This window comes from Micromonospora sp. NPDC053740 (assembly GCF_040677775.1).
GTDB lineage: Bacteria > Actinomycetota > Actinomycetes > Mycobacteriales > Micromonosporaceae > Micromonospora > Micromonospora alfalfae.
This window is the reverse complement of sequence record NZ_JBFASO010000013.1, coordinates 77,952-96,308: the sequence shown is the minus strand read 5'-3', so window position 1 is coordinate 96,308 and position 18,357 is coordinate 77,952. Positions and strand designations below refer to the sequence as shown.

13 protein-coding genes are annotated in these 18,357 nt (G+C 72.0%); 8 read left to right on the top strand and 5 right to left on the bottom strand.

Features of this window, described 5'->3' with window-relative positions; all coding sequences use genetic code 11:
• Window positions 1-32 precede the first annotated feature (32 nt).
• Window positions 33-3,110: a S8 family serine peptidase gene (locus AB0K35_RS29280; RefSeq protein WP_363889489.1), complete on the top strand. Its 3,078-nt coding sequence runs from the start codon at window positions 33-35 to the stop codon at window positions 3,108-3,110.
• 97 nt (window positions 3,111-3,207) lie between these two features.
• Window positions 3,208-5,718: an AAA family ATPase gene (locus AB0K35_RS29275; protein ID WP_363889486.1), complete on the top strand. Its 2,511-nt coding sequence runs from the start codon at window positions 3,208-3,210 to the stop codon at window positions 5,716-5,718.
• Between the two features lie 50 nt (window positions 5,719-5,768).
• Here the strand turns inward: AB0K35_RS29275 and AB0K35_RS29270 are convergent, their stop codons facing one another.
• The 5 genes from AB0K35_RS29270 to AB0K35_RS29250 are packed head-to-tail and all read right to left on the bottom strand — an operon-like array spanning window position 5,769 to window position 13,148.
• Window positions 5,769-7,982, bottom strand: coding sequence for a glycoside hydrolase family 27 protein (locus AB0K35_RS29270; RefSeq protein ID WP_363889484.1), 2,214 nt, complete (start codon window positions 7,980-7,982; stop codon window positions 5,769-5,771).
• A gap of 46 nt (window positions 7,983-8,028) precedes the next feature.
• Entirely contained in the window at window positions 8,029-10,116 is a 2,088-nt protein-coding gene (locus AB0K35_RS29265) for an alpha-galactosidase (protein ID WP_363889482.1), read from the bottom strand.
• Window positions 10,113-10,934: a carbohydrate ABC transporter permease gene (locus AB0K35_RS29260; RefSeq protein WP_112581751.1), complete on the bottom strand. Its 822-nt coding sequence runs from the start codon at window positions 10,932-10,934 to the stop codon at window positions 10,113-10,115. Before AB0K35_RS29260 ends, AB0K35_RS29265 begins: the two co-directional genes overlap by 4 nt.
• Entirely contained in the window at window positions 10,934-11,851 is a 918-nt protein-coding gene (locus tag AB0K35_RS29255; protein ID WP_238671293.1) for a sugar ABC transporter permease, read from the bottom strand. Before AB0K35_RS29255 ends, AB0K35_RS29260 begins: the two co-directional genes overlap by 1 nt.
• A 1-nt stretch (window position 11,852) precedes the next feature.
• A complete protein-coding gene (locus AB0K35_RS29250) occupies window positions 11,853-13,148 on the bottom strand; it encodes an extracellular solute-binding protein (RefSeq protein WP_238671294.1) in 1,296 nt (431 codons plus the stop codon).
• Between the two features lie 147 nt (window positions 13,149-13,295).
• On the opposite strand from AB0K35_RS29250, the gene AB0K35_RS29245 reads away from it, so the two are divergent.
• Genes AB0K35_RS29245 through AB0K35_RS29220 form a run of 6 tightly spaced genes read left to right on the top strand, consistent with a single transcriptional unit; the run spans window position 13,296 to window position 18,346 of the window.
• Window positions 13,296-14,054, top strand: a complete 759-nt coding sequence (locus AB0K35_RS29245) for an SDR family oxidoreductase (protein WP_363889480.1) — start codon at window positions 13,296-13,298, stop codon at window positions 14,052-14,054.
• A gap of 37 nt (window positions 14,055-14,091) precedes the next feature.
• Entirely contained in the window at window positions 14,092-14,802 is a 711-nt protein-coding gene (locus AB0K35_RS29240; RefSeq protein ID WP_238671296.1) for an FCD domain-containing protein, read from the top strand.
• Complete coding sequence (gene dgoD / locus AB0K35_RS29235) at window positions 14,799-15,944, top strand: galactonate dehydratase (RefSeq protein WP_363889477.1); 1,146 nt, start codon at window positions 14,799-14,801, stop codon at window positions 15,942-15,944. Before AB0K35_RS29240 ends, dgoD begins: the two co-directional genes overlap by 4 nt.
• Window positions 15,941-16,777 (top strand): hypothetical protein, encoded by an 837-nt coding sequence (locus AB0K35_RS29230; protein WP_363889475.1) that lies wholly within the window; start codon window positions 15,941-15,943, stop codon window positions 16,775-16,777. Before dgoD ends, AB0K35_RS29230 begins: the two co-directional genes overlap by 4 nt.
• Before the next feature lie 10 nt (window positions 16,778-16,787).
• The gene (locus AB0K35_RS29225) at window positions 16,788-17,408 is read left to right on the top strand and encodes a bifunctional 4-hydroxy-2-oxoglutarate aldolase/2-dehydro-3-deoxy-phosphogluconate aldolase (protein ID WP_363889473.1); all 621 of its coding nucleotides are present in this window, start codon (window positions 16,788-16,790) and stop codon (window positions 17,406-17,408) included.
• Window positions 17,405-18,346, top strand: a complete 942-nt coding sequence (locus tag AB0K35_RS29220; protein ID WP_363889471.1) for a sugar kinase — start codon at window positions 17,405-17,407, stop codon at window positions 18,344-18,346. Before AB0K35_RS29225 ends, AB0K35_RS29220 begins: the two co-directional genes overlap by 4 nt.
• Window positions 18,347-18,357: the final 11 nt, after the last annotated feature.

Below are 18,357 nucleotides of genomic sequence, written 5' to 3'. Positions count from 1 at the left end.
TGGCGGCCGGCACCGAACGTGGAGGCAACGACGTGCCACAACCGAACGCACATCGGACCGGACGGGCCAGGTACGGGGTCAGCATGCTGGCCGCCGTGGCGCTGACCGCAGCCGGCCTGACCAGCCTGCCTGCCAGCGCCACCGCCGCGCCGGCGAGCAGTGGGCCGACCGCCCGCTACCTCGTCCAGCTCGCCGAGGAGCCGCTGGCCACCTACACCGGCGGGGTTCCCGGGATCGGGGCGACCAAGCCGGCCGACGGGGCCAAGCTGAACCGCACGTCCGGGAACGCCAACGCGTACCGGGATCACCTGCGCCAGCAGCGCAAGTCGGTGCTGGACCACGTCGGTGTGCCGGCCGAGCGCACCCGCGTCACCATGGAGACCGCGTTCAACGGCTTCGCCGCCGACCTGACCGGGCCGCAGGCCGCCCGGCTGCGCGCCACAAACGGCGTCCGAGCGGTGTACGAGAGCCAGAAGGTGCACGCCGCCACCTCACACACCCCCGACTACCTGGGCCTGACCGGCAAGGGCGGGGTGTGGAACAAGGAGTTCGGCTCAGACTCCCACGCCGGTGAGGGCGTCATCATCGGGGTGATCGACAGCGGTTACTGGCCGGAGAGCGCGAGCTTCGCGCCGCTGCCCAGCCCGCGCCCTGACCAGGCCATCATCGACGCCAAGTGGAAGGGCACCTGTGACGTCGGCGTCGAAGCGCCGGTCACCTGCAACAACAAGGTGATCGGGGCGCGCTGGTACAACGACAGCGGCATCGCCGAGGCGTTCCCGGACGACTACTCCTCGCCGCGCGACCGCAACGGCCACGGCACCCACACCGCCAGCACCGCAGCCGGCATCCACGGCGTGCGGGCCACCTCGGGGACCCAGGACCTGGGCATGATCTCCGGCATGGCGCCGGCCGCGCGGTTGGCCATCTACAAGGCGTTGTACGACAACGGCGCTGGTGGCGCGACAGGTACCGACATCGACATCGTGCACGCCATCGACGACGCGGTCGCGGACGGCGTCGACGTGATCAACTACTCGATCGGTGACGACACCGAGCGGTTCGGGGCTGTCGACGCGACGTTCTTCAACGCGGCCGCAGCCGGGGTGTTCGTCGCCGCCGCCGCCGGCAACTCCGGCCCGTTCGCCAACACCGTCGACAACTCGACGCCCTGGCTGACCACTGTGGCCGCGAGCACCACCGACCGGCAGAACACCCGGAAGCTCACCCTCGGCAACGGCACCACCATCGCCGGTGTGGGCATGGGCGAGACCGGTGTCGGGCCGGCCCGACTGGTCTTCGCGAAGGACAGCGCGATCGACCCGGACGGCGCCTACGGTGCCGGCCTCTGCGCCGACGACACGTTGGATCCGGCCAAGGTCAAGGGCGCGATAGTGCTCTGCCTGCGTGGCGAGATCCCGCGTACCGACAAGAGCATCGAGGTGGCGCGGGCCGGCGGCGTCGGCATGGTGCTCTACAACGACGAGCTGAACTCCTTGAACGCCGATGTGCAGGCAGTGCCGACAGTGCACATCAACGAGGTCGACCTGGCCACTGTCACCGCGTACGTCGCCACTGGCAACGCCACTGCGACCATCTCGCCGAGCAGGCTGGAGACGGTCGAGGCGCCCGCTGTCGCCGCGTTCTCCTCGGCGGGCCCGTCGAACCTGAACGCCGGTGAGCTGCTCAAGCCGGACATCAGCGCCCCCGGTCAGGACATCGTCGCCGCGTTCTCCCCGTCCATCGGCGGCAACGACTTCGCACTGGAGTCGGGCACCTCGATGGCGGCGCCGCACATCGCCGGCATCGCCGCCCTGCTGCTTGCCAAGCACCCCGACTGGTCGCCGGCGGCGGTCCGCTCGGCGCTGATGACCAGCGCGGTGGACAAGACCGACAAGGGCAACCCGATCAAGATCGGCACGTACGACGCGACCCCGCTGAACTACGGCGCCGGCCAGGTCGAGCCGGGCAGCGCCTTCGACCCGGGCCTGGTCTACGACTCCAACCAGCAGGACTGGATCCAGTACCTGTGTGGGGTTTCCGCCGACCGTGGCGGCGACTACGGGCTCGGCGGCCTGGACGGCTGCGACACGATCGGTGCGATCGACACGGCGCAGCTCAACTACCCGTCCATCTCGCTCGGCCGGATGGTGGGCAAGCAGACCGTGACCCGTACGGTCACCAACGTCAGCGACAAGACCAGCACCTACTCCTCGTCGGTGCAGGCCCCGCCGGGCTACCAGGTCAAAGTCACCCCGAAGAAGCTGCAGATCCGCCCGGGCAAGAGCGCCCGCTTCACTGTTGAGGTCACCAACACCGGTGGCGCCTTCGACACCTGGGCCGACGGCTCGCTGACCTGGCGCGACCAGTTCAAGCACGCGGTACGCAGCCCGCTGGTGGTGCGCAACTCCGGGCTGGTCGCCCCCGACGCCATCACCGGCAAGGGCACCTTCGGCAGCGTCCGGATCGCCGCCGAGGTCGGCTACCAGGGTCAGCTGATCTCCCAGCTCTCCGGGCTCACCTCGGGCACCAGCAACGTGGTCACCCTCAAGGGCGACGGGCCGAGCTGGGACTGGAGCACGTCGAACAACCTGCCGGTGCCGCTGCCCGCGTCGATCAGCAGGACCACACTGCACGTGCCGGCCGGGACCCGCAGCCCACTCGTCCAGGTGACGTCGGAGCGGCCCACCTGCTCCCACATCGACTGGGACGACGAGGAGGGCGTGATGGAGTGCACCGAGTTCAGCCTCAACGTCTACGACAAGTCCGGGAAGTTCGTCACCGCCACGGCCAGCGGCCGGGACGGCGCCAAGGTGACACTGCCGGACGGTGCCGGTGACTACATCGTGGTCGTCGAGCAGGAGTTCACCGAGAACATCAAGGACGGCGCGAACGCGTACACGGTCACCAGCTACCTGCCGGGCGCGCCGGGTACCTCCACCGGCCGGTTCACCATCGACCCAAAGCAGCGCAGCGTGCGGCCGGGCGCGACGGCGAACCTGACAATGCGCTGGTTCGGTCTCGCTCCGGGCCAGCGCTACCTCGGGGTGTTGGAGTTCCGCAACGGTGACGGCTCGCTGAAGACGGTGCCGGTCACCATCCAGTCCTGACCCTTCCCCCAACCCGGCGGATCGGCGTGTGACCCAGGTCACCGCCGGTCCGCCGGCCCGCCGTCGCGCCGCGCAGAGATGATCTGCTCGGCCCACGGTGATCGACGGCGGCGAGGACAAGACACGGGGCGGCGGGAGCCCAACTCCCGTCCGCCCCGAGCGTCTGCGCGGGCCCGTCGAGTTCGTCGGCCGGGCGGCGGAGCTGGCCCAGCTCCGCCGGATCGTCGCCACGCCGCCCTGCCTGATCCTGCTGGAGGGTGAGCCCGGGATCGGCAAGAGTCGGCTCGTCGCCGAACTGCTCGCCGAACTCCCCGGGCGGCACCTCATCGGCGAGTGCGACGACGTGCCCGAGCCCTTCCCACTCGGCGTGCTGCTGGACGCGATCCGGGGCGGTGCCGACCGACTCGGTCCGCTCAGCCCGGTGGCCGGCGCTCTCGCGCCGCTGCTGCCCGAACTGGCCGACGTGCTACCTGACGCGCCGCCCCCGTTGACCGACCCGGCGGCCGAGCGACATCGCCTGCTCCGCGCCGTCGCGGCGGTGCTCGCCGCGCTGAGTCCGGCCACGCTGTTGCTGGAGGACCTGCACTGGGCGGACCCGGCGACCTGCGAACTCCTCGCCTACCTGAGCACCCACCCGGTGGAAGGGCTGTCAGTGGTGCTGACAGCGCGCACGGCGACGCCGGGAAGCAGTACGCCGATCCACGACGCCCTGGCGCGGACTCCCCCGTGGAGCGTCACGCGCGTTGCGCTCGGCCCGCTGGACGCCGACGACGTACGCAAGCTGGCGGCCCGCACCCTGCGCCTCGATGATCCGCCGCAGCAGCTCACCGCCACCCTGCTCGACCGCACCGCCGGCATCCCGTTCGTGGTCGAGGAGGTGCTGCGGACGCTCGCCGAGCGCGGCGGCGACCCGTTGGCCGACGACAGTGTTCCGTTCGTCCTGCGTGACGTGCTGCTCTGGCGGCTGCGCCCGCTCGACGAGGCCACCCGGGAGGTGCTCGGCGCGACTGCCGTACTGGGGATGACGCCCGATCAGCGCATCCTCGCCTCGGTGCTCAGCCTGGACCGGGTGGCGATCGGCGCGGCGTTGACCGCCGCGCACCGGGCGGGCCTGCTGCACGACGCCGGTGACGGCCTGCGGTTCCGGCACGACCTGGCCCGCCAGGTGGTGTACGACCTGGTGCCCCGGGAGAGCCGGGAGTGGCTGCACCTGCGGGTGGCGCGGGTGTTGGAACAGGAGTTGCCGAGGCCGGTGGCCCAACTGGCGCACCACTACCGCCGGGCCGGCAGCGGGGCCGACTTCGTCCGCAACGCCGAGGCGGCAGCCGACCTGGCCACCGAGCGCGGCGACGACGCGACAGCGGCAAGCTTCCTGCTCCAGACGATGGACATCGCCGAACTGCCCCGACCGGTACGGGTTCGGCTCGCCGCCAAGTTGGGCCGGTCGGCCATCGACGGGCTCAGCCAGGCCGAGGCGATCCCGGTGCTGGAACGGCTGCTCGCCGACCGACGGCTGCCGCCAGGCGCCCGCGGTGAGCTGGGTCTGGTGCTCGGACGGATGCTGCGACAGCAGGGCGAGGCGCTGCGCGGGTACACCGAGATCGAGCGTGCCGTGCCGTACCTGCGCGCGCCGCGCCGCAAGGCCCAGGCGCTCGCGGTGCTGGCGGCCCCTGACACGGTCGTCGACCGGCACGTCGACGACCACCTGGCCCGCTGCGCCGAGGCGGAGACCGCCGCAGCGGCCAGCGGGGATCCGGCGGCGGACCTCGCGGTTCGCATCGCCCGCGCCTCGCTGTTGCTGGAGCTGGGCGACCCCGCGGCCTGGGCAATCATCTCCGAGCTACGGGCGTCCGCCGAACTGGCCGACCGGCCCCGCGAGCATGCGCGAGCCTGCCTGAACTGGGCGCAGGGCGCGCTGCACGCCGGTCACCCGGAGCAGGCCGAAGCGTTGCTGGCGGCCGGTCGGGCGCTGGTCGACGAGACCGGGTACGAGCGGCTGGCGTCCCTGGTGGAGGCGACCGAGCTGTCGCTGGACCGGGCCGCCGGCCGGCTGGACGGGCTCGCCGAGCGGCTCAGCCGGTTGGTCGCCAGCGCTGAGCGGATGCCGGTCACCCTGCTGGACGCGCGGGCCGAACTGGCGACAGTGCTGGCGCTCACCGCCACCGCCCAACGAGCTGGCAGCACCGGGGAACACGGCAGCCCCGTCAGCCGCGCCGACGGATGCGCCGGACGTGAAGACAGCAACAGAGGCCGCGACGCTGTGGAGTCGGCCGAGCGGGCGCTGCGCGAGGTGGTCGCCGACGCCCGGCGGGTGGGCGCGATCTGGCCGCTGGTGCAGGCACTCTCGGCGCTGGCCCGACTGATGGTGGCCGGGCGACCGGACGAGGCGGTCCGGCACGCGGCGGAGGCGCTGTCAGTCGTCCGCGGAAAGGGCATCCTGGCGTGGGCCGCCGACGCGGTGTTGGTGCTGGCCGAGGCGGAAGCCGCAGCCGGTGATCCGGGGCGGGCCGCGGGAGCGGTGGCCGAGCTGGAGGCCGGGATCGCGGGCCGGGACGCGCCGCTGGCCCAGGCCGCCCTACGCCGATGCCGGGCACTCGTGCCGGCCTGAGCCAGGCTGGCGGGGTGGCGGGCCGTCTGTCGACGGCCCGCCACAGTGCATCAGAGGGTGACCTGGTGTACCCGGTTGTCGACACCGCGTACCGCCAGCCAGGCGCTGCCGTTGGCACCGGCGGCGGCTCCGGGCGCACCCCGGAACGCGTCGGTGGCGAACTCACCGCGTCGGAACCAGCCGCCCCAGGCGCCGTCGGCCAGGTTGCGCTGCCAGAGCCGGTTGTCGGCGGCCAGCGCGAACAGGTAGACCCGGCCGGAGGTGGCGAGCAGGGTCGGGCTGCCGCTGGTGGTGCCGCCCAGGTTGGTCCAGGCTGACCAGGTGGTGCCGGTCCGGCTGCTCCACCACACCTCGTCGGTGCGGCTGCGGACGGCCACGTGCAGCACGCCGGCGTCGTCGACGACGGCGCTCGGCCGACCGTAGAACGGCCGGTTCTCCGGGGCCCCGACGCCGGTCCAGCCGGCGGTCGGCGTACGCGACCAGAGCTTGCCGTCGGCACCGCGGGCGACGAGCGTCCACTGCGTCGGGTTGGTCCAGGCCACTGTGGGCGCGTCGGTCAGCGTGCCACCGAGGCTGCGCCACGGTCCCCAGCTGCCGGCCACGTAACTGCGCTGCCAGGCGGCGTCGTCGGTGCCGCGGACGAAGACGTCGAGCCGCCCGTCGGCGGAGCCGTACGCCGCCGGCTGGCCGAGGATCCGACCGCCGACCGGGCCGCCGAGCGAGGTCCAGTGCGTGCCCCACGTCGTACCGGTGCGGGTGTTGACGGCCAGCGCGCCGGAAGCGTCGCGCACGAAGGCGGTGGCGTGGGTGTCGTCCACCCGGACCAGCGCCGGGCTGGCGCTGGCGGTGCCGCCGAGGTCGGCGCCGGCGACCTGGTCGGTGCCGGTCAGGCCGAGCATGGCCACCCCGTGCGCCGGCACCTCGACGGTGTACGAGCCGGTGAACGGCTGAACACCCGGGCTGCCCGGCTGGGCGTCCACGTTGGCGCGGGCCCACAGGTCACGGACCCGAACCGACCCGCCGAGGGCGACGTCGGCGAAGTTCACAGTGATCTGCTGGGCGGTGTCGTGCCGGTTGAGCAGCGCGACCGCCCGCTTTCCGGAGCCGGTGAGCACCTTGCTCCAGACCTGCGCGTCGGTGCCGGTGTCGGCGACCTTGATGCCCTGCCGGACCAACGGGTCCTGGTCCACCGCGATGATCTCCGGGTTGGTCAGCGCCGAGATCATTTCCTTCGGCAGGCCACGCGGGTCGGAGCCGATCACCAGCGGAGCGGCCATGATGGCCCACATGCCGAGCTGCGTCTTGGACTCGTCCAGGCTCAACTCGTACCCACCGTCGGGCAGCGGGCGCATCGGCAGCAGGTAGTCCGGGTCGTTGTAGTGCCCCGGCCCGGTGGCCGCCGGGTGGTACGCGTTGACGTCCATGTTGCGCAGCACCCACTGGTACGCCCACTGCGGGGACGGGTCGGTGAGCCCCACGTCCGTGTACGTCCGCCAGGAGTCGGCGATGGTGGGCGCGTACGTGTAGCTCCAGGTGGAGAGCTGCTCCGGGGTGTACGGGCCGCCGCCCCAGTCCGAGCTGACCGGGTTGCAGATGTTGAGCAGCATCGGTCGGGGCGACTGGCGTACCGCCTCGGCCAGCTCCCGGAAGGTGCTCTCCGGGTCGAGGCCGGCGGCCCGGCCGCACAGCCAGTCGGCCTTCAGCGCGTCGAAGCCCCAGCCGGCGAACTGGGCGATGTCTGCCCGGTAGTGGCCGTTGCTGCCGAGGCCGCACTGCCCCGGCAGGTAGGGGCCGGCGTCGGTGTAGATGCCGGCCTTCATCCCCTTGCTGTGGATGTACGCGGCCAGCGCCGCCATTCCGCCGGGGAAGCGGGCCGGGTCGGCGACGAGCTGGCCGGCCTCGTTGCGCGGGGTGGGTGCTGCCCAGTTGCCGTCGATCCACACGTAGGTGTAGCCGGCGTCCCGGAGGCCACTGTGGACCATGTGATCGGTGACCGACCGCACTTCGGCCTCGGTGGGGTCACCACCGAGACCGAAGTAGGTGTTCCAACCCTGGTAGGGCGTCGGGGCGAGGCCGCTGTTGAAGAAGGTCGGCGCGCCCTGGTCCTCGGCGCCGGTGGCCGCCGGGGCGTGACCGGGGCGGCCGGGCCCGTGGCCGGCCTGCGGCGGGTCGGCGTGGGGTGGGCCGGCCATCGCCGGCATCGGGCTGGCCAGGCCCAGGCCGAGCACGGCCAGGGCAGCGGTCAGCTGTCGGTTCAGGCGCATGGAGGTACTCCTGTCCCTCGGGGGTGGGGGTGGTGGTGCTCCGAACTCAGCAGCGGGTCAGCACCATGAGGTCGGCGTCGTGGGTAGCGCTCCACTGCACCGGCAGGCCGACAGTGGCGAGGTGGCTGCCGGAGTAGTGCTGATCGCCGTGCGAGTAACGGGCCGCCGGGTCGAGGCCGCGCAGCGGCAACCGGACCGGGCGGGACGGAAGCAGCCCGGCGCCGTCGAGCCGGCCGGTGTGCCAGGCCAGCACCACCACCTGGTTCTCGTCCGGCGCGGTGTACTGCACCGCACAGCGGGCCTGGTCGGGGCCACCGATCAGGTGCACCTCGCCGCGCGTGACGACGTCCCGGATCTCCTTGTAGCGGGCGATCCAGCCGGCCGCCTCGGCCCGCTCGACCGGGGTCCACGCCCTGATGTCGGCGCCGATGCCGAGCACACCGGCCATCGCCAGGACGAATCGGAACGCCAGCGATCGGGGGCGGCTGTCGAACAGGCCGGGCGCGTCGGTGACCCAGGAGCTGAGCAGGTGCGGGGCGTTGGCGTGCAGGAAGCCGTACTGGATGGCGAGGCGGTCCAGCGGGCCGGTGTTGTCGCTGGGCCAGAAGACGTCGGCGCGGGCGGCCATCGCCAGGTCGGTCCGCGCGCCCCCGCCGGCGCACGCCTCGATCAGCACACCGGGATGGTCCCGGCGCAACCGCTCGTAGATCCGGTGCAGGTTGGCGACGTGCGCGCCGTCCAGGTCGAGCGGGCCCAACCCGCCGGACCGACCCGGCTCGGTACGGGGCCTGTTGAAGTCCCACTTCAGGTAGTCGATGTCGTACCGGCGCAGCAGGCCGTCGACTGTCGAGTGGACGAACTCGGCGACCTCCGGCCGGCCCAGGTCGAGCAGGTACTGGTTACGGACCGGAGTGAGCGGTCGGCCGTCGACGGAGTAGACCCAGTCCGGGTGCTCGGCGTACAGGGAGGACTTCGGGTTGACGCACTCCGGCTCGACCCAGAGCCCGAAGTTCAGCCCGAGGGCGCGGACGTCGGCGATGAAGGTGTCGAACCCGGCCGGGAACTTCGCCGGGTCGGGCGTCCAGTCGCCCAGCCCGGCGGTGTCGTCGTCGCGGCCGACGAACCAGCCGTCGTCCACCACGAACGTCTCCACGCCCAACTCGGCGGCGATCCGGGCGAGCGCGAGCTGACTCTGCGCCTCGACGGCGAAGTAGGTCGCCTCCCAGGAGTTGTAGAGCACCGGGCGAGGGCTGAGCCGGTCGGCGGCCAGCAACCGCTGGTGGGTGTGCCAGACCCGGGCCAGCCCGTCCAGGCCGTCCGGGCTGTACGCCCCGGTGGCCACCGGCAGTGTCAACCGCTCCCCGACGGCCAACTCCAGCGGGCCGTCGACCAGTTGACGGCCGACCCGGACCCGGGTCAGGCCGCCGGTGTCCCGCTCGGCGCTCATCTCCCAGGAGCCGGTCCAGGCCAGCGCCATCCCCCACGCCGGACCGGCCGGCTCGGCGGTGTCGCGCACGGCCAGCCAGGGCACGTGCAGGTGCCCGGGTACGCCCTGGGAGCTGCCGATGCTGAACGTGCCGTGGCCCAGCTCGACGTGGGAGAGCTGGAATTCCTGCGCCCACTGCCCCCACTGGTGGCTGAGCAGCGCGCCGTGCGGCGTCGGTACGCAGAACCCGCCCGAGCCGGCCCGGACGACCCGCAGCGCGTCGGTGCCGTCGTTGGCCAGCTCGACCCACCGCTGCACCACGTCGGTGCCGACCGGCACCCGGTAGTGCACTGTGGCGCGCAGCCCGGTCACCGCGTCGGCGAACTCGACAGCCAGCTCCCGCTGGTCGGCGTCGAACCGCGCGTCGGTGTGCACGAAACCCACCCGGCGCTGCCCGTTCACGGTCTCGATCACCAGGTCGGCGCCGGCGAACGGGCGGTCGGCGTCGGTCGCGTACTCGATGGGAGCCGCGTCCCCGGCGGTGAGGAACGGGACCGGGCCGTCGTAGGCGACCGGCGAGGGCCCGTCGGATACGCCGTGCGGCCCCCACGCGACAAGCTCCAGCCAACGGCCGTGCGCCGGCACCGTGACGGTGTACTCGGTGTGCGCGCCGCGCAGCGTCCAGCGCTGCCGGGCCTCGGCGGTCACTTGACCGCTCCGAGCGCCAGGCCGGAGACGAAGTGCCGCTGGAAGCGGAGGAACACCGCGACGGTGGGCACCGCCGCGATGACAGTACCGGCGGCGATGACGTTCCAGGACGAGACGAACTGGCCCTGGAGGGCGAGCAGCGCCGGGGTGACCGGCATGTTGTCATCGGTACGCAGCACGGTGATCGCCCAGAGCAGGTCGTTGAAGATCCAGGTGAAGGAGAGCGCCCCGAGAGCTGCCAGCGCGGGTCGGGTCAGCGGCAGCATCACCCTGGTGAAGATCTGCGCGGTGCCGGCGCCGTCGATGGTGGCCGCCTCCTGGATCTCGCCCGGCAGGTCCCGCATGAAGCCGTGCAGGACGAACGTGTAGAAGCCGAGCCCGAAGCCGACCTGCACCGCGATCAACGCCCAGAGCGTGTCGTACAGGCCGGTCAGCTCGCTGAACTTGGCCACCGGGATGAGCAGGATCTGCGGTGGCAGCAGATTGCCGGCGAGCATCAGCAGCAGGATCGTGCGCCGCCCGGGGATCCGGAAGCGACTCAGCGCGAACGCGGCCATCGCGGCCAACCCCAGGCTCAGCGCCACCGACGGGACGGTGACCAGCATGCTGTTGATCAGCGCGCGCAGCTCGCCGCCGTCGGTCCACGCCTGCCGGTAGGTGTCCAGTGTGAAGGACCGGGGCAGGCTGCCCACGCCGTGCGCGGCGATGTCGTCGAACGACCGGGTGGACATCACCACCACCCAGAGCACCGGGCCCAGCCAGAGCAGCGAGAGCAGGATCATGCCGGTGTGGAAGGCCCCGGTACGGAGCTTGTTCATCACGCTTCCTCCCGGAACGCGCGGACCAGGTAGCCGAGGATGACAGCCAGCGCGAGCACGAAGATCACGACGGCGATCGCTGAGGCGTAGCCCAGCCGCAGGCTCTGGAACGCTGTCGAGTACATGTAGGTGCTGAGCAGCTCCGACGAGTGGTACGGCCCACCCTTGGTCAGCGACCAGACGATGTCGAACGAGCGCAGCGAATCGATCACGATGACCGACAGCACCACGGCGTTGACCCCCTTGAGCTGGGGAATCGTGACGTGTCGTAATCGCTGCCAGGCGTTGGCGCCGTCCATCCGGGCCGCCTCGTGCAGCGCCGGGTCGATCGCCTTCAGCCCGGCCAGGAACAGCACCATCACGTAGCCGATCTGCCGCCACAGGGCGGGCAGGATCACCGCGTACAGGGCGGTCTGCGGGTCGGCGAGCCAGGGCCGGATCAGGTGCTCCAGGCCGACCGCCCGCAGCAGCGTGTCGGCGATGCCGTCGGGCTGGTAGAAGACCCGCCAGACCAGCGCGGTCACCACCAGCGAGAACACCACAGGGGTGAACAGCGCGGCCCGGTAGAAGCCGACAAAGCGCCGCTCCTTCTGCAGGACGAGCGCCATCCCGAAGCCACCCAGCACGGAAAGGCCGCCGAAGAGCACCAGCCAGATCACCGTGTTGATCAGCGCACCCCGGAAGGTGGCGTCACCGGCCAGCTCGACGTAGTTGTCGGTGCCGACGAAGGTCGGCGGTGTCATCCCGTCCCACCGGGTGACGGAGAACCAGAAGCCCTGGAGCGCCGGCCAGAACACCCAGACGCTCTCGACCGCGAACGGCACCAGGACGAACGCCACCAGCAGCGGCGACAGTCGAGCCGACCGTCGCCGCCGCCGGGTGGGGGTGACCGAAGTCGTGGAGATCGTTGCTGTCACGTCAGCCCTTGAAGACCTTCTCGGCGCCGGCCTGCCACTCCCGCAGGATCGCGTCGATCTGGTCCGGCTTGTCGATGAACTTGGTCAGCGCGGTGTCCGCCGTCGGCTGGAGCGCGTCGCTGGAGTCGCGGTTGAAGAACTGGGTCAGCTCCTTGGCCTCGTCCAGCATCGCCTTGCCCTTGACCACCAGCGGCGAGTCGGACGCCTTGGCCTTCGGGTTGGCCGGCAGCACGATGCCGGAGCTGGCCTTGACGTACGCCTCCTGGGCCTCGACCCCGGAGAGGTAGCTGAGCAGGGCCTTGGTGCCGGTCGGGTTGGCGGTCTTCGCGCTGGCGAAGAAGCCGTCGGTAGGTGCCTCCTCGGCCAGGGGCACCGCCGGGTCGATGATCGGGAACCGGAAGAAGTCAAGGTCGCCGAGCGCGTCCTTGGGTGCGGCGTCGGCGAAGAACGTGCCGATCAGGAACATGCCGGTCTTGCCGGCCAGCAGCGCTGTGGTCGCCTCCTGGAACGGGTACGCCTTGCCCTTGGGGTCGAAGTAGGGCAGGGCCTCGCGCCAGCGGGTGAAGACCGCCTTGACCTTCGGGTCGTCGAAGCGCTGCTTGCCGGCGAGCAACTCGCGGTGGAACGGCGCGCCGTTGATCCGGATGTTCAGGTAATCGAACCAGGCCGAGGCCACCCACGGGGTGTCGCCGAGGCCGATGCCGATCGGCGGGACGCCCTTGCTCTTCAACGTCTCGCACAGCGCCAGGAACTCGGTCCAGGTCTTCGGCTCCTGCACGCCCCACTTGGCGAAGTTGGACTTGCGGTAGAAGAAGCCCCACCAGTAGTTGTTCATCGGCACGAAGATCTGCTTGCCGCTGGCGTCGGTGGAGAGGGTGCGCAGCGACTGGGGGTAGTCGTCCAGTGACTTCCACACCTCGGAGACGTCCAGCAGCAGGTTCTTGCTGGCGTAGTCGTTGGCGACCGAGCCCGCGTACCAGGTGTAGAGGTCCGGCGGGTTGGCCGAGGTCAGGTACGTCGGCAACTGGGTCCGGAAGGTCTCCGAGGCGATCGTGTTGAGGCTCGCCGTGCCCTTGCCCTGCGCGTTGAAGGTCTCGATCAGCTTCTCCATCGCCGCCTTGGCCTGCGGCGAGGAGAGGTTGGACTGGATGGTGACAGCGCCCGAGCCGTTGCTCGTGGTCGGCCCGCTGGCGGAGCTGGCGCACGCGCTGAGGAACGAGCTGGCGCCGAGCGCGCCCAGGCCGGCGAGCCCAAGGTGGCCAAGGAATCGCCGGCGACCGGGGTCGAAGTCGCTCACGGAGGTATCCCTTCCTTTACGACACTCAGCGTCACCACGCGATGTGTCGTCCATGTGAATGCTGTGACGAGAAGGTTGCATCGGCCGTCGCCGGCTGTCAAGATATCTTCGTAATTAATGATTAGACGAGACCAAGGCGAGGGTCAGGTGGATCAGCTTATGCGTCGGCTTGAGGGCAAGAACGCGCTGGTCACTGGTGCGATGGGTGGGATCGGCACGGCCATCGCCCGGCGACTCGCCGCCGAGGGGGCAGCGGTTGCGCTACTCGACGTGACCGACCCGGCCCCGCTGGCCGAGGAACTGACAGCGCGGGGCGACCGCGCACTGTCCGTAGTGGGCGATGTCAGCGACGAAGCCGACTGGACGGCCGCCGTGAACGCCGTACGGGACCACCTCGGCCCGGTCGACATCCTGGTCAGCACCGCGTACGCCGTGCGGGTCGCCCCGGCGCACGAGACCAGCCGGCAGTCCTGGGACCAACAGCTCGGCGTCAGCCTCACCGGCTCCTTCCTCGGCGTCCGCGCCTGCCTGGACGACCTGCGGGCACGCTCCGGCGCGGTGGTGCTGATCTCCTCGGTGCACGCGCTGGTCGGGTTGCCCGGCCGACCCGCGTACGCGGCGGCCAAGGGCGGCCTGCTCGCGCTCGGCCGCCAACTCGCCGTCGAGTACGGCCCGCAGGTCCGGGTCAACACGGTGCTGCCCGGGCCGATTCTCACCGCCGCCTGGGCCGACGTGTCCGAAGAGGACCGCCAGCGAAGCATCGCGGAGACCGTCGCGAAGCGCTTCGGCACACCGGACGAGGTGGCCTCCACCGTCGCCTTCCTCGCCTCGCCGGACGCCGCCTACATCACCGGCGCGAGCCTCGTGGTGGACGGTGGCTGGACAGCGGTGAAAGCCTCGGCCTGAGAGAGATCGATACCGACCAGCGAAAAGGCCAGGAGCATTGGCACAGTACGCACGCCGCGGCGTCCACGGGCAGACAGTCGAAGCGATCGCCCGTCGCATCCTCACCGGTGAGATCGCCGCCGGCGCGACGCTGAACATCGTCGCGTTGCAGGAGGAGTTCGACGTCAGCCTCACCGCGCTCCGCGAGGCGCTGAAGGTCCTCTCGGCCAAGGGCATCGTCGACGCCCGACAGAAGCGCGGCACCTTCGTCCGACCCCGTGCGGACTGGAACCTGCTCGACGGTGACGTGATCCGCTGGCAGTTCGCCGAGGGCACCGACCAGCGGCTGCTCGACCAACTGCACGAGGTGCGCGCCATCATCGAGCCGGCCGCCGCACGGCTGGCCGCCACCCGCGCCACAGAGGACGACCTGACCGCCCTCGACCGGGCGCTGGCCGAGATGGCCCGGGCCAACGGTGATCCCGCCGCCGCCATCGCCGCCGACCTCGCCTTCCACCGCGCGCTGCTCACCGCCACCCACAACGAGCTGCTGGAACGGATGGAGGTGGTGATGGAGACCGGGCTCGCCGAACGGGACCGGCTGGTGCACGGTGGCACCCCGCACGACGACCCGGTGCCCAGCCACCGCGCCGTGGTCGACGCGCTGCGCGACCGGGACGAGACGGCGGCCGAGACCGCGATGCGTCAGTTGCTGGACAAGGCCGTCCGCGACGTCGAGAAGGTACGGGGACGAAGGGGCAGTCAGTGAAGATCGAGCGGATCGAGACCTTCCTGGTCGCGCCACGGTGGTTGTTCTGCCGGGTGGAGACCGACGACGGGCTGGTCGGGTGGGGCGAGCCGGTGGTCGAGGGCCGCGCCGAGGTGGTGCGCAGCGCGGTCGAGGTGCTCTCCGAACACCTGATCGGTGCGGACCCCCTGCGCATCGAGCAGCACTGGCAGGTGCTCACCAAGGGCGGCTTCTACCGGGGCGGCCCGATCCTCTCCAGCGCTGTCGCCGGCCTCGACCAGGCGCTCTGGGACATCGCCGGGCAGGCGTACGGCGCGCCGGTGCACGCGCTGCTCGGCGGGCACGTGCGCGACCGGGTACGGATCTACTCGTGGGTCGGCGGGGACGAACCCGGCGAGGTGGCCGACGCCGCCGCAGCGCAGGTAGCCGCCGGCCTCACCGGGATCAAGATGAACGCCTGCGGGCGACTCTCGCCGATCCCCACCTCGGCCGAGGTGGACGCGGTCATCGGCCGGGTGGCAGCCGCCCGCGAGGTGCTCGGCCCCGACCGGGACATCGCTGTGGACTTCCACGGTCGCGCCGGACTGGCCGCCGTCCGCCGGATCCTGCCCGAGCTGGCCGCCCTGCGCCCGTTCTTCGTGGAGGAGCCGGTCCTGCCCGATCAGGCTCACCACCTGCGCGACATCGTCGCCAGCACGCCGATCCCGGTGGCCACCGGCGAACGGCTCTACGGTCGGTCCGAGTTCCTCGCCCCGTTGCGGGCCGGGGTCGCAGTGGTCCAACCGGACCTGTCGCACGCCGGTGGGATCTCCGAGGTCCGCCGGATCGCCGCGCTGGCCGAGACGTACGGCGCGCTGCTCGCCCCGCACTGCCCGCTCGGCCCGATCTCCCTGGCGGCCAGTCTCCAGGTGGCCTTCGCGACGCCGAACTTCCTGATCCAGGAGCAGAGCATCGGCATCCACTACAACGCCGGCTCGGAATTGCTCGACTACCTGGTCGACCCGGAGCCGTTCCGGTTCGTGGACGGGCACATCGCCCGCCTCGACCGGCCCGGCCTGGGCATCACCGTCGACGAGGCGGCGGTCCGCAAGGCCGCCCAGACGCCCCACGCCTGGCGCAACCCGGTCTGGCAGCACGCCGACGGGTCCTTCGCCGAGTGGTGACCGACGCGCGGCCGGTGGCCCTGCGGGTGGCGTACGACGCGGCGCACGGCGGTCGGTGGACGAGTGTGCGCGGCGGCGGCCGGGAGTGGCTGTGGCGTGGCCCGGAACCCGGCCGGCACGAGGTACGCCCCGACGACGCGTTCGTCGACGCCGGTGGGCTGGAGGAGTGCCTGCCCACAGTGCGCGGCGAGCCCGACCACGGCGAGGTGTGGTCGCGGCAGTGGCGCAGCGGCGGCCCTGAAACCTTGGTCATCGAGCGGCCGACGTTCACGCTGAGCCGGCGGATCACCGACGACGGTGGCGTGGTGGTTGCCGACTATCGGCTGGCCGCCGACCCCGGTTACCGTTTCGTGTGGGCCGCACACGCCCTGCTCGGCCTCTCCCCCGAGGCTCATCTCGACGCCCCCGCCGGCACGCCCACCCGGCTGCATCCGGAGGCCGCCGCACTCCTGCCGCCGGGCGTCTGGCCCACCGGTAGCCCGTGGCTGACCGGGCCGTGGCCCGCTCCCGCCGGGCTGACGCTGGACACCTTCGGCCCGGACGACGGGACCGCGCTCGGCGCGGTGCTGCTCGACTGCGACCGGGTGCAGGTGATCGACGGAGCCGACCGTCTGACCATGGAGCTGGAGTGCGCCGGCCAGCCCCGCAGCACCGCGCTCTGGCGCAACCTGGGCGGCTGGCCGGCCGACTGCCCCTACCGCAGCATCGGTGTCGAACCGATGCTCGGCAGCGCCTTCGACCTGGCCGACGCCGGCCCCTCCGACGCGGCGGTCGTCCCGCCCACCGGAGAGGTCACCTGGCGACTCACCATCTCCGCCCACCGCAACCACTGAGGACACCGTGATGAACCTGCTCGACGAGCTGCGTACCCACCGGCTGTTGGCCATCGTGCGCGGCCCGGACCCGGCCGCCGCGCTGACCGCCGTGCTCACACTGGCCGAGAGCGGCGTCGCCCTGGTCGAGGTCTCGCTGACCAGCACCGACGCGCTCGGCGTCATCCGACGCGCCCGGGCCGCCCTCGGACCCGGCTACGCCCTGGGCGCCGGCACCGTGCTCAGCGCCGAGGACGCCCGCGCGGCGGCCGATGCGGGGGCCGGCTTCCTGGTCACGCCGGCCATCGCGGCGAGCCTCGCCGAGGGCGGCCGGCTCGGCCTGCCGGTGCTCGCCGGTGCCCTCACCCCCACCGAGGTGGTGCAGGCCACCGACGGCGGGGCCGCCGCGATCAAGCTCTTCCCTGCCTCGTTCGGCGGGCCCGACTACCTCGGCGCCCTGCGCGACCCGTTCCCCGGTACCGCGTTCGTGCCGGTCGGTGGGGTCGACGCGGACGGTGCGCGACGCTACCTGGCACGGGGAGCGGTCGCTGTCGGCGTCGGTTCCCCGCTGCTCGGCGACGCCGTCCGTGGCGGCGACCAGGTGGCGCTGCGGGAGCGCGCCGCCGCCTTCCTCGCGGCGGTCCGGCAATGACCGACCTGCTCACGCTCGGCGAGACGATGGCGGCGTTCCGCACCACCGGCCCGCTGCGACTGGGCGGCACCGCCAGCATCTCCGTCGCCGGATCCGAGTCGAATGTGGCGATCGGCGTGGCCCGGCTCGGCCACCGGGCCGCCTGGGTCGGCGTCACCGGCGCCGACGAGCCCGGCGAACTGGTCCGCCGTACGCTGCGCGCGGAGGGTGTCGACCTGACCTGGTCCCGGGTCGACGCGACCGCCCCCACCGGCCTGATCCTCTTCGAGAACCGGGTCGCCGACATCAACCGGGTCACCTACCACCGTGCCGGGTCGGCCGGCTCCCGGCTGGGCCCGACCGACGTGACACCTGCCTTCGACGCGCCCGGGCCACCACCCCGGCTGCTGCACGTCACCGGCATCACCTGCGCGCTCGGCGTCGAGCCGTACCAGGCGGTGGTGGAAGCCGTGCGGCGTGCCCGCGCGGCCGGCAGCACGATCTGCCTTGACGTCAACCACCGCAACCGGCTCTGGTCGGTCGCCGAGGCCGCCGCCGCGCTGCGCCCACTGCTGCCCTCGATCGACCTGGTGATCGCCTCCGACGACGAGTTGGCGGTGCTGACCGACGCCACCGACCCGGCCACGGCGCTACTCTCGGCCGGCGTCACCGAGGTAGTGGTCAAGCACGGCGGAGACGGCGCGACCAGCCACAGCGCGGCCGGCGTCATCCACCGTCCAGCCCGGACGGTGCCGGTGGTGGACACCGTCGGCGCTGGCGACGCGTTCGTCGCCGGGCTGCTCTCCGGCTGGCTCGACGGCCTCGACGCGTCGGCCCGACTGGACCTGGCCGTCACCACCGGCGCGTTCGCGGTCGCCACCCGGGGTGACTGGGAGGGCCTGCCCGACCGGACCGAGCTGGCGCTGCTCGACCACGGCCCTGGCGGTACGGTCCGCTGACGATCCTTTGG

Excerpts from the sequence above, each read along its gene's own strand:
- AB0K35_RS29220 (WP_363889471.1), top strand. The coding sequence starts at position 17,405 with ATGACCGACCTGCTCACGCTCGGCGAGACGATGGCGGCGTTCCGCACC.
- AB0K35_RS29225 (WP_363889473.1), top strand. The coding sequence starts at position 16,788 with ATGAACCTGCTCGACGAGCTGCGTACCCACCGGCTGTTGGCCATCGTG.
- AB0K35_RS29260 (WP_112581751.1), bottom strand. The coding sequence starts at position 10,934 with ATGAACAAGCTCCGTACCGGGGCCTTCCACACCGGCATGATCCTGCTC.
- AB0K35_RS29270 (WP_363889484.1), bottom strand. The coding sequence starts at position 7,982 with ATGCGCCTGAACCGACAGCTGACCGCTGCCCTGGCCGTGCTCGGCCTG.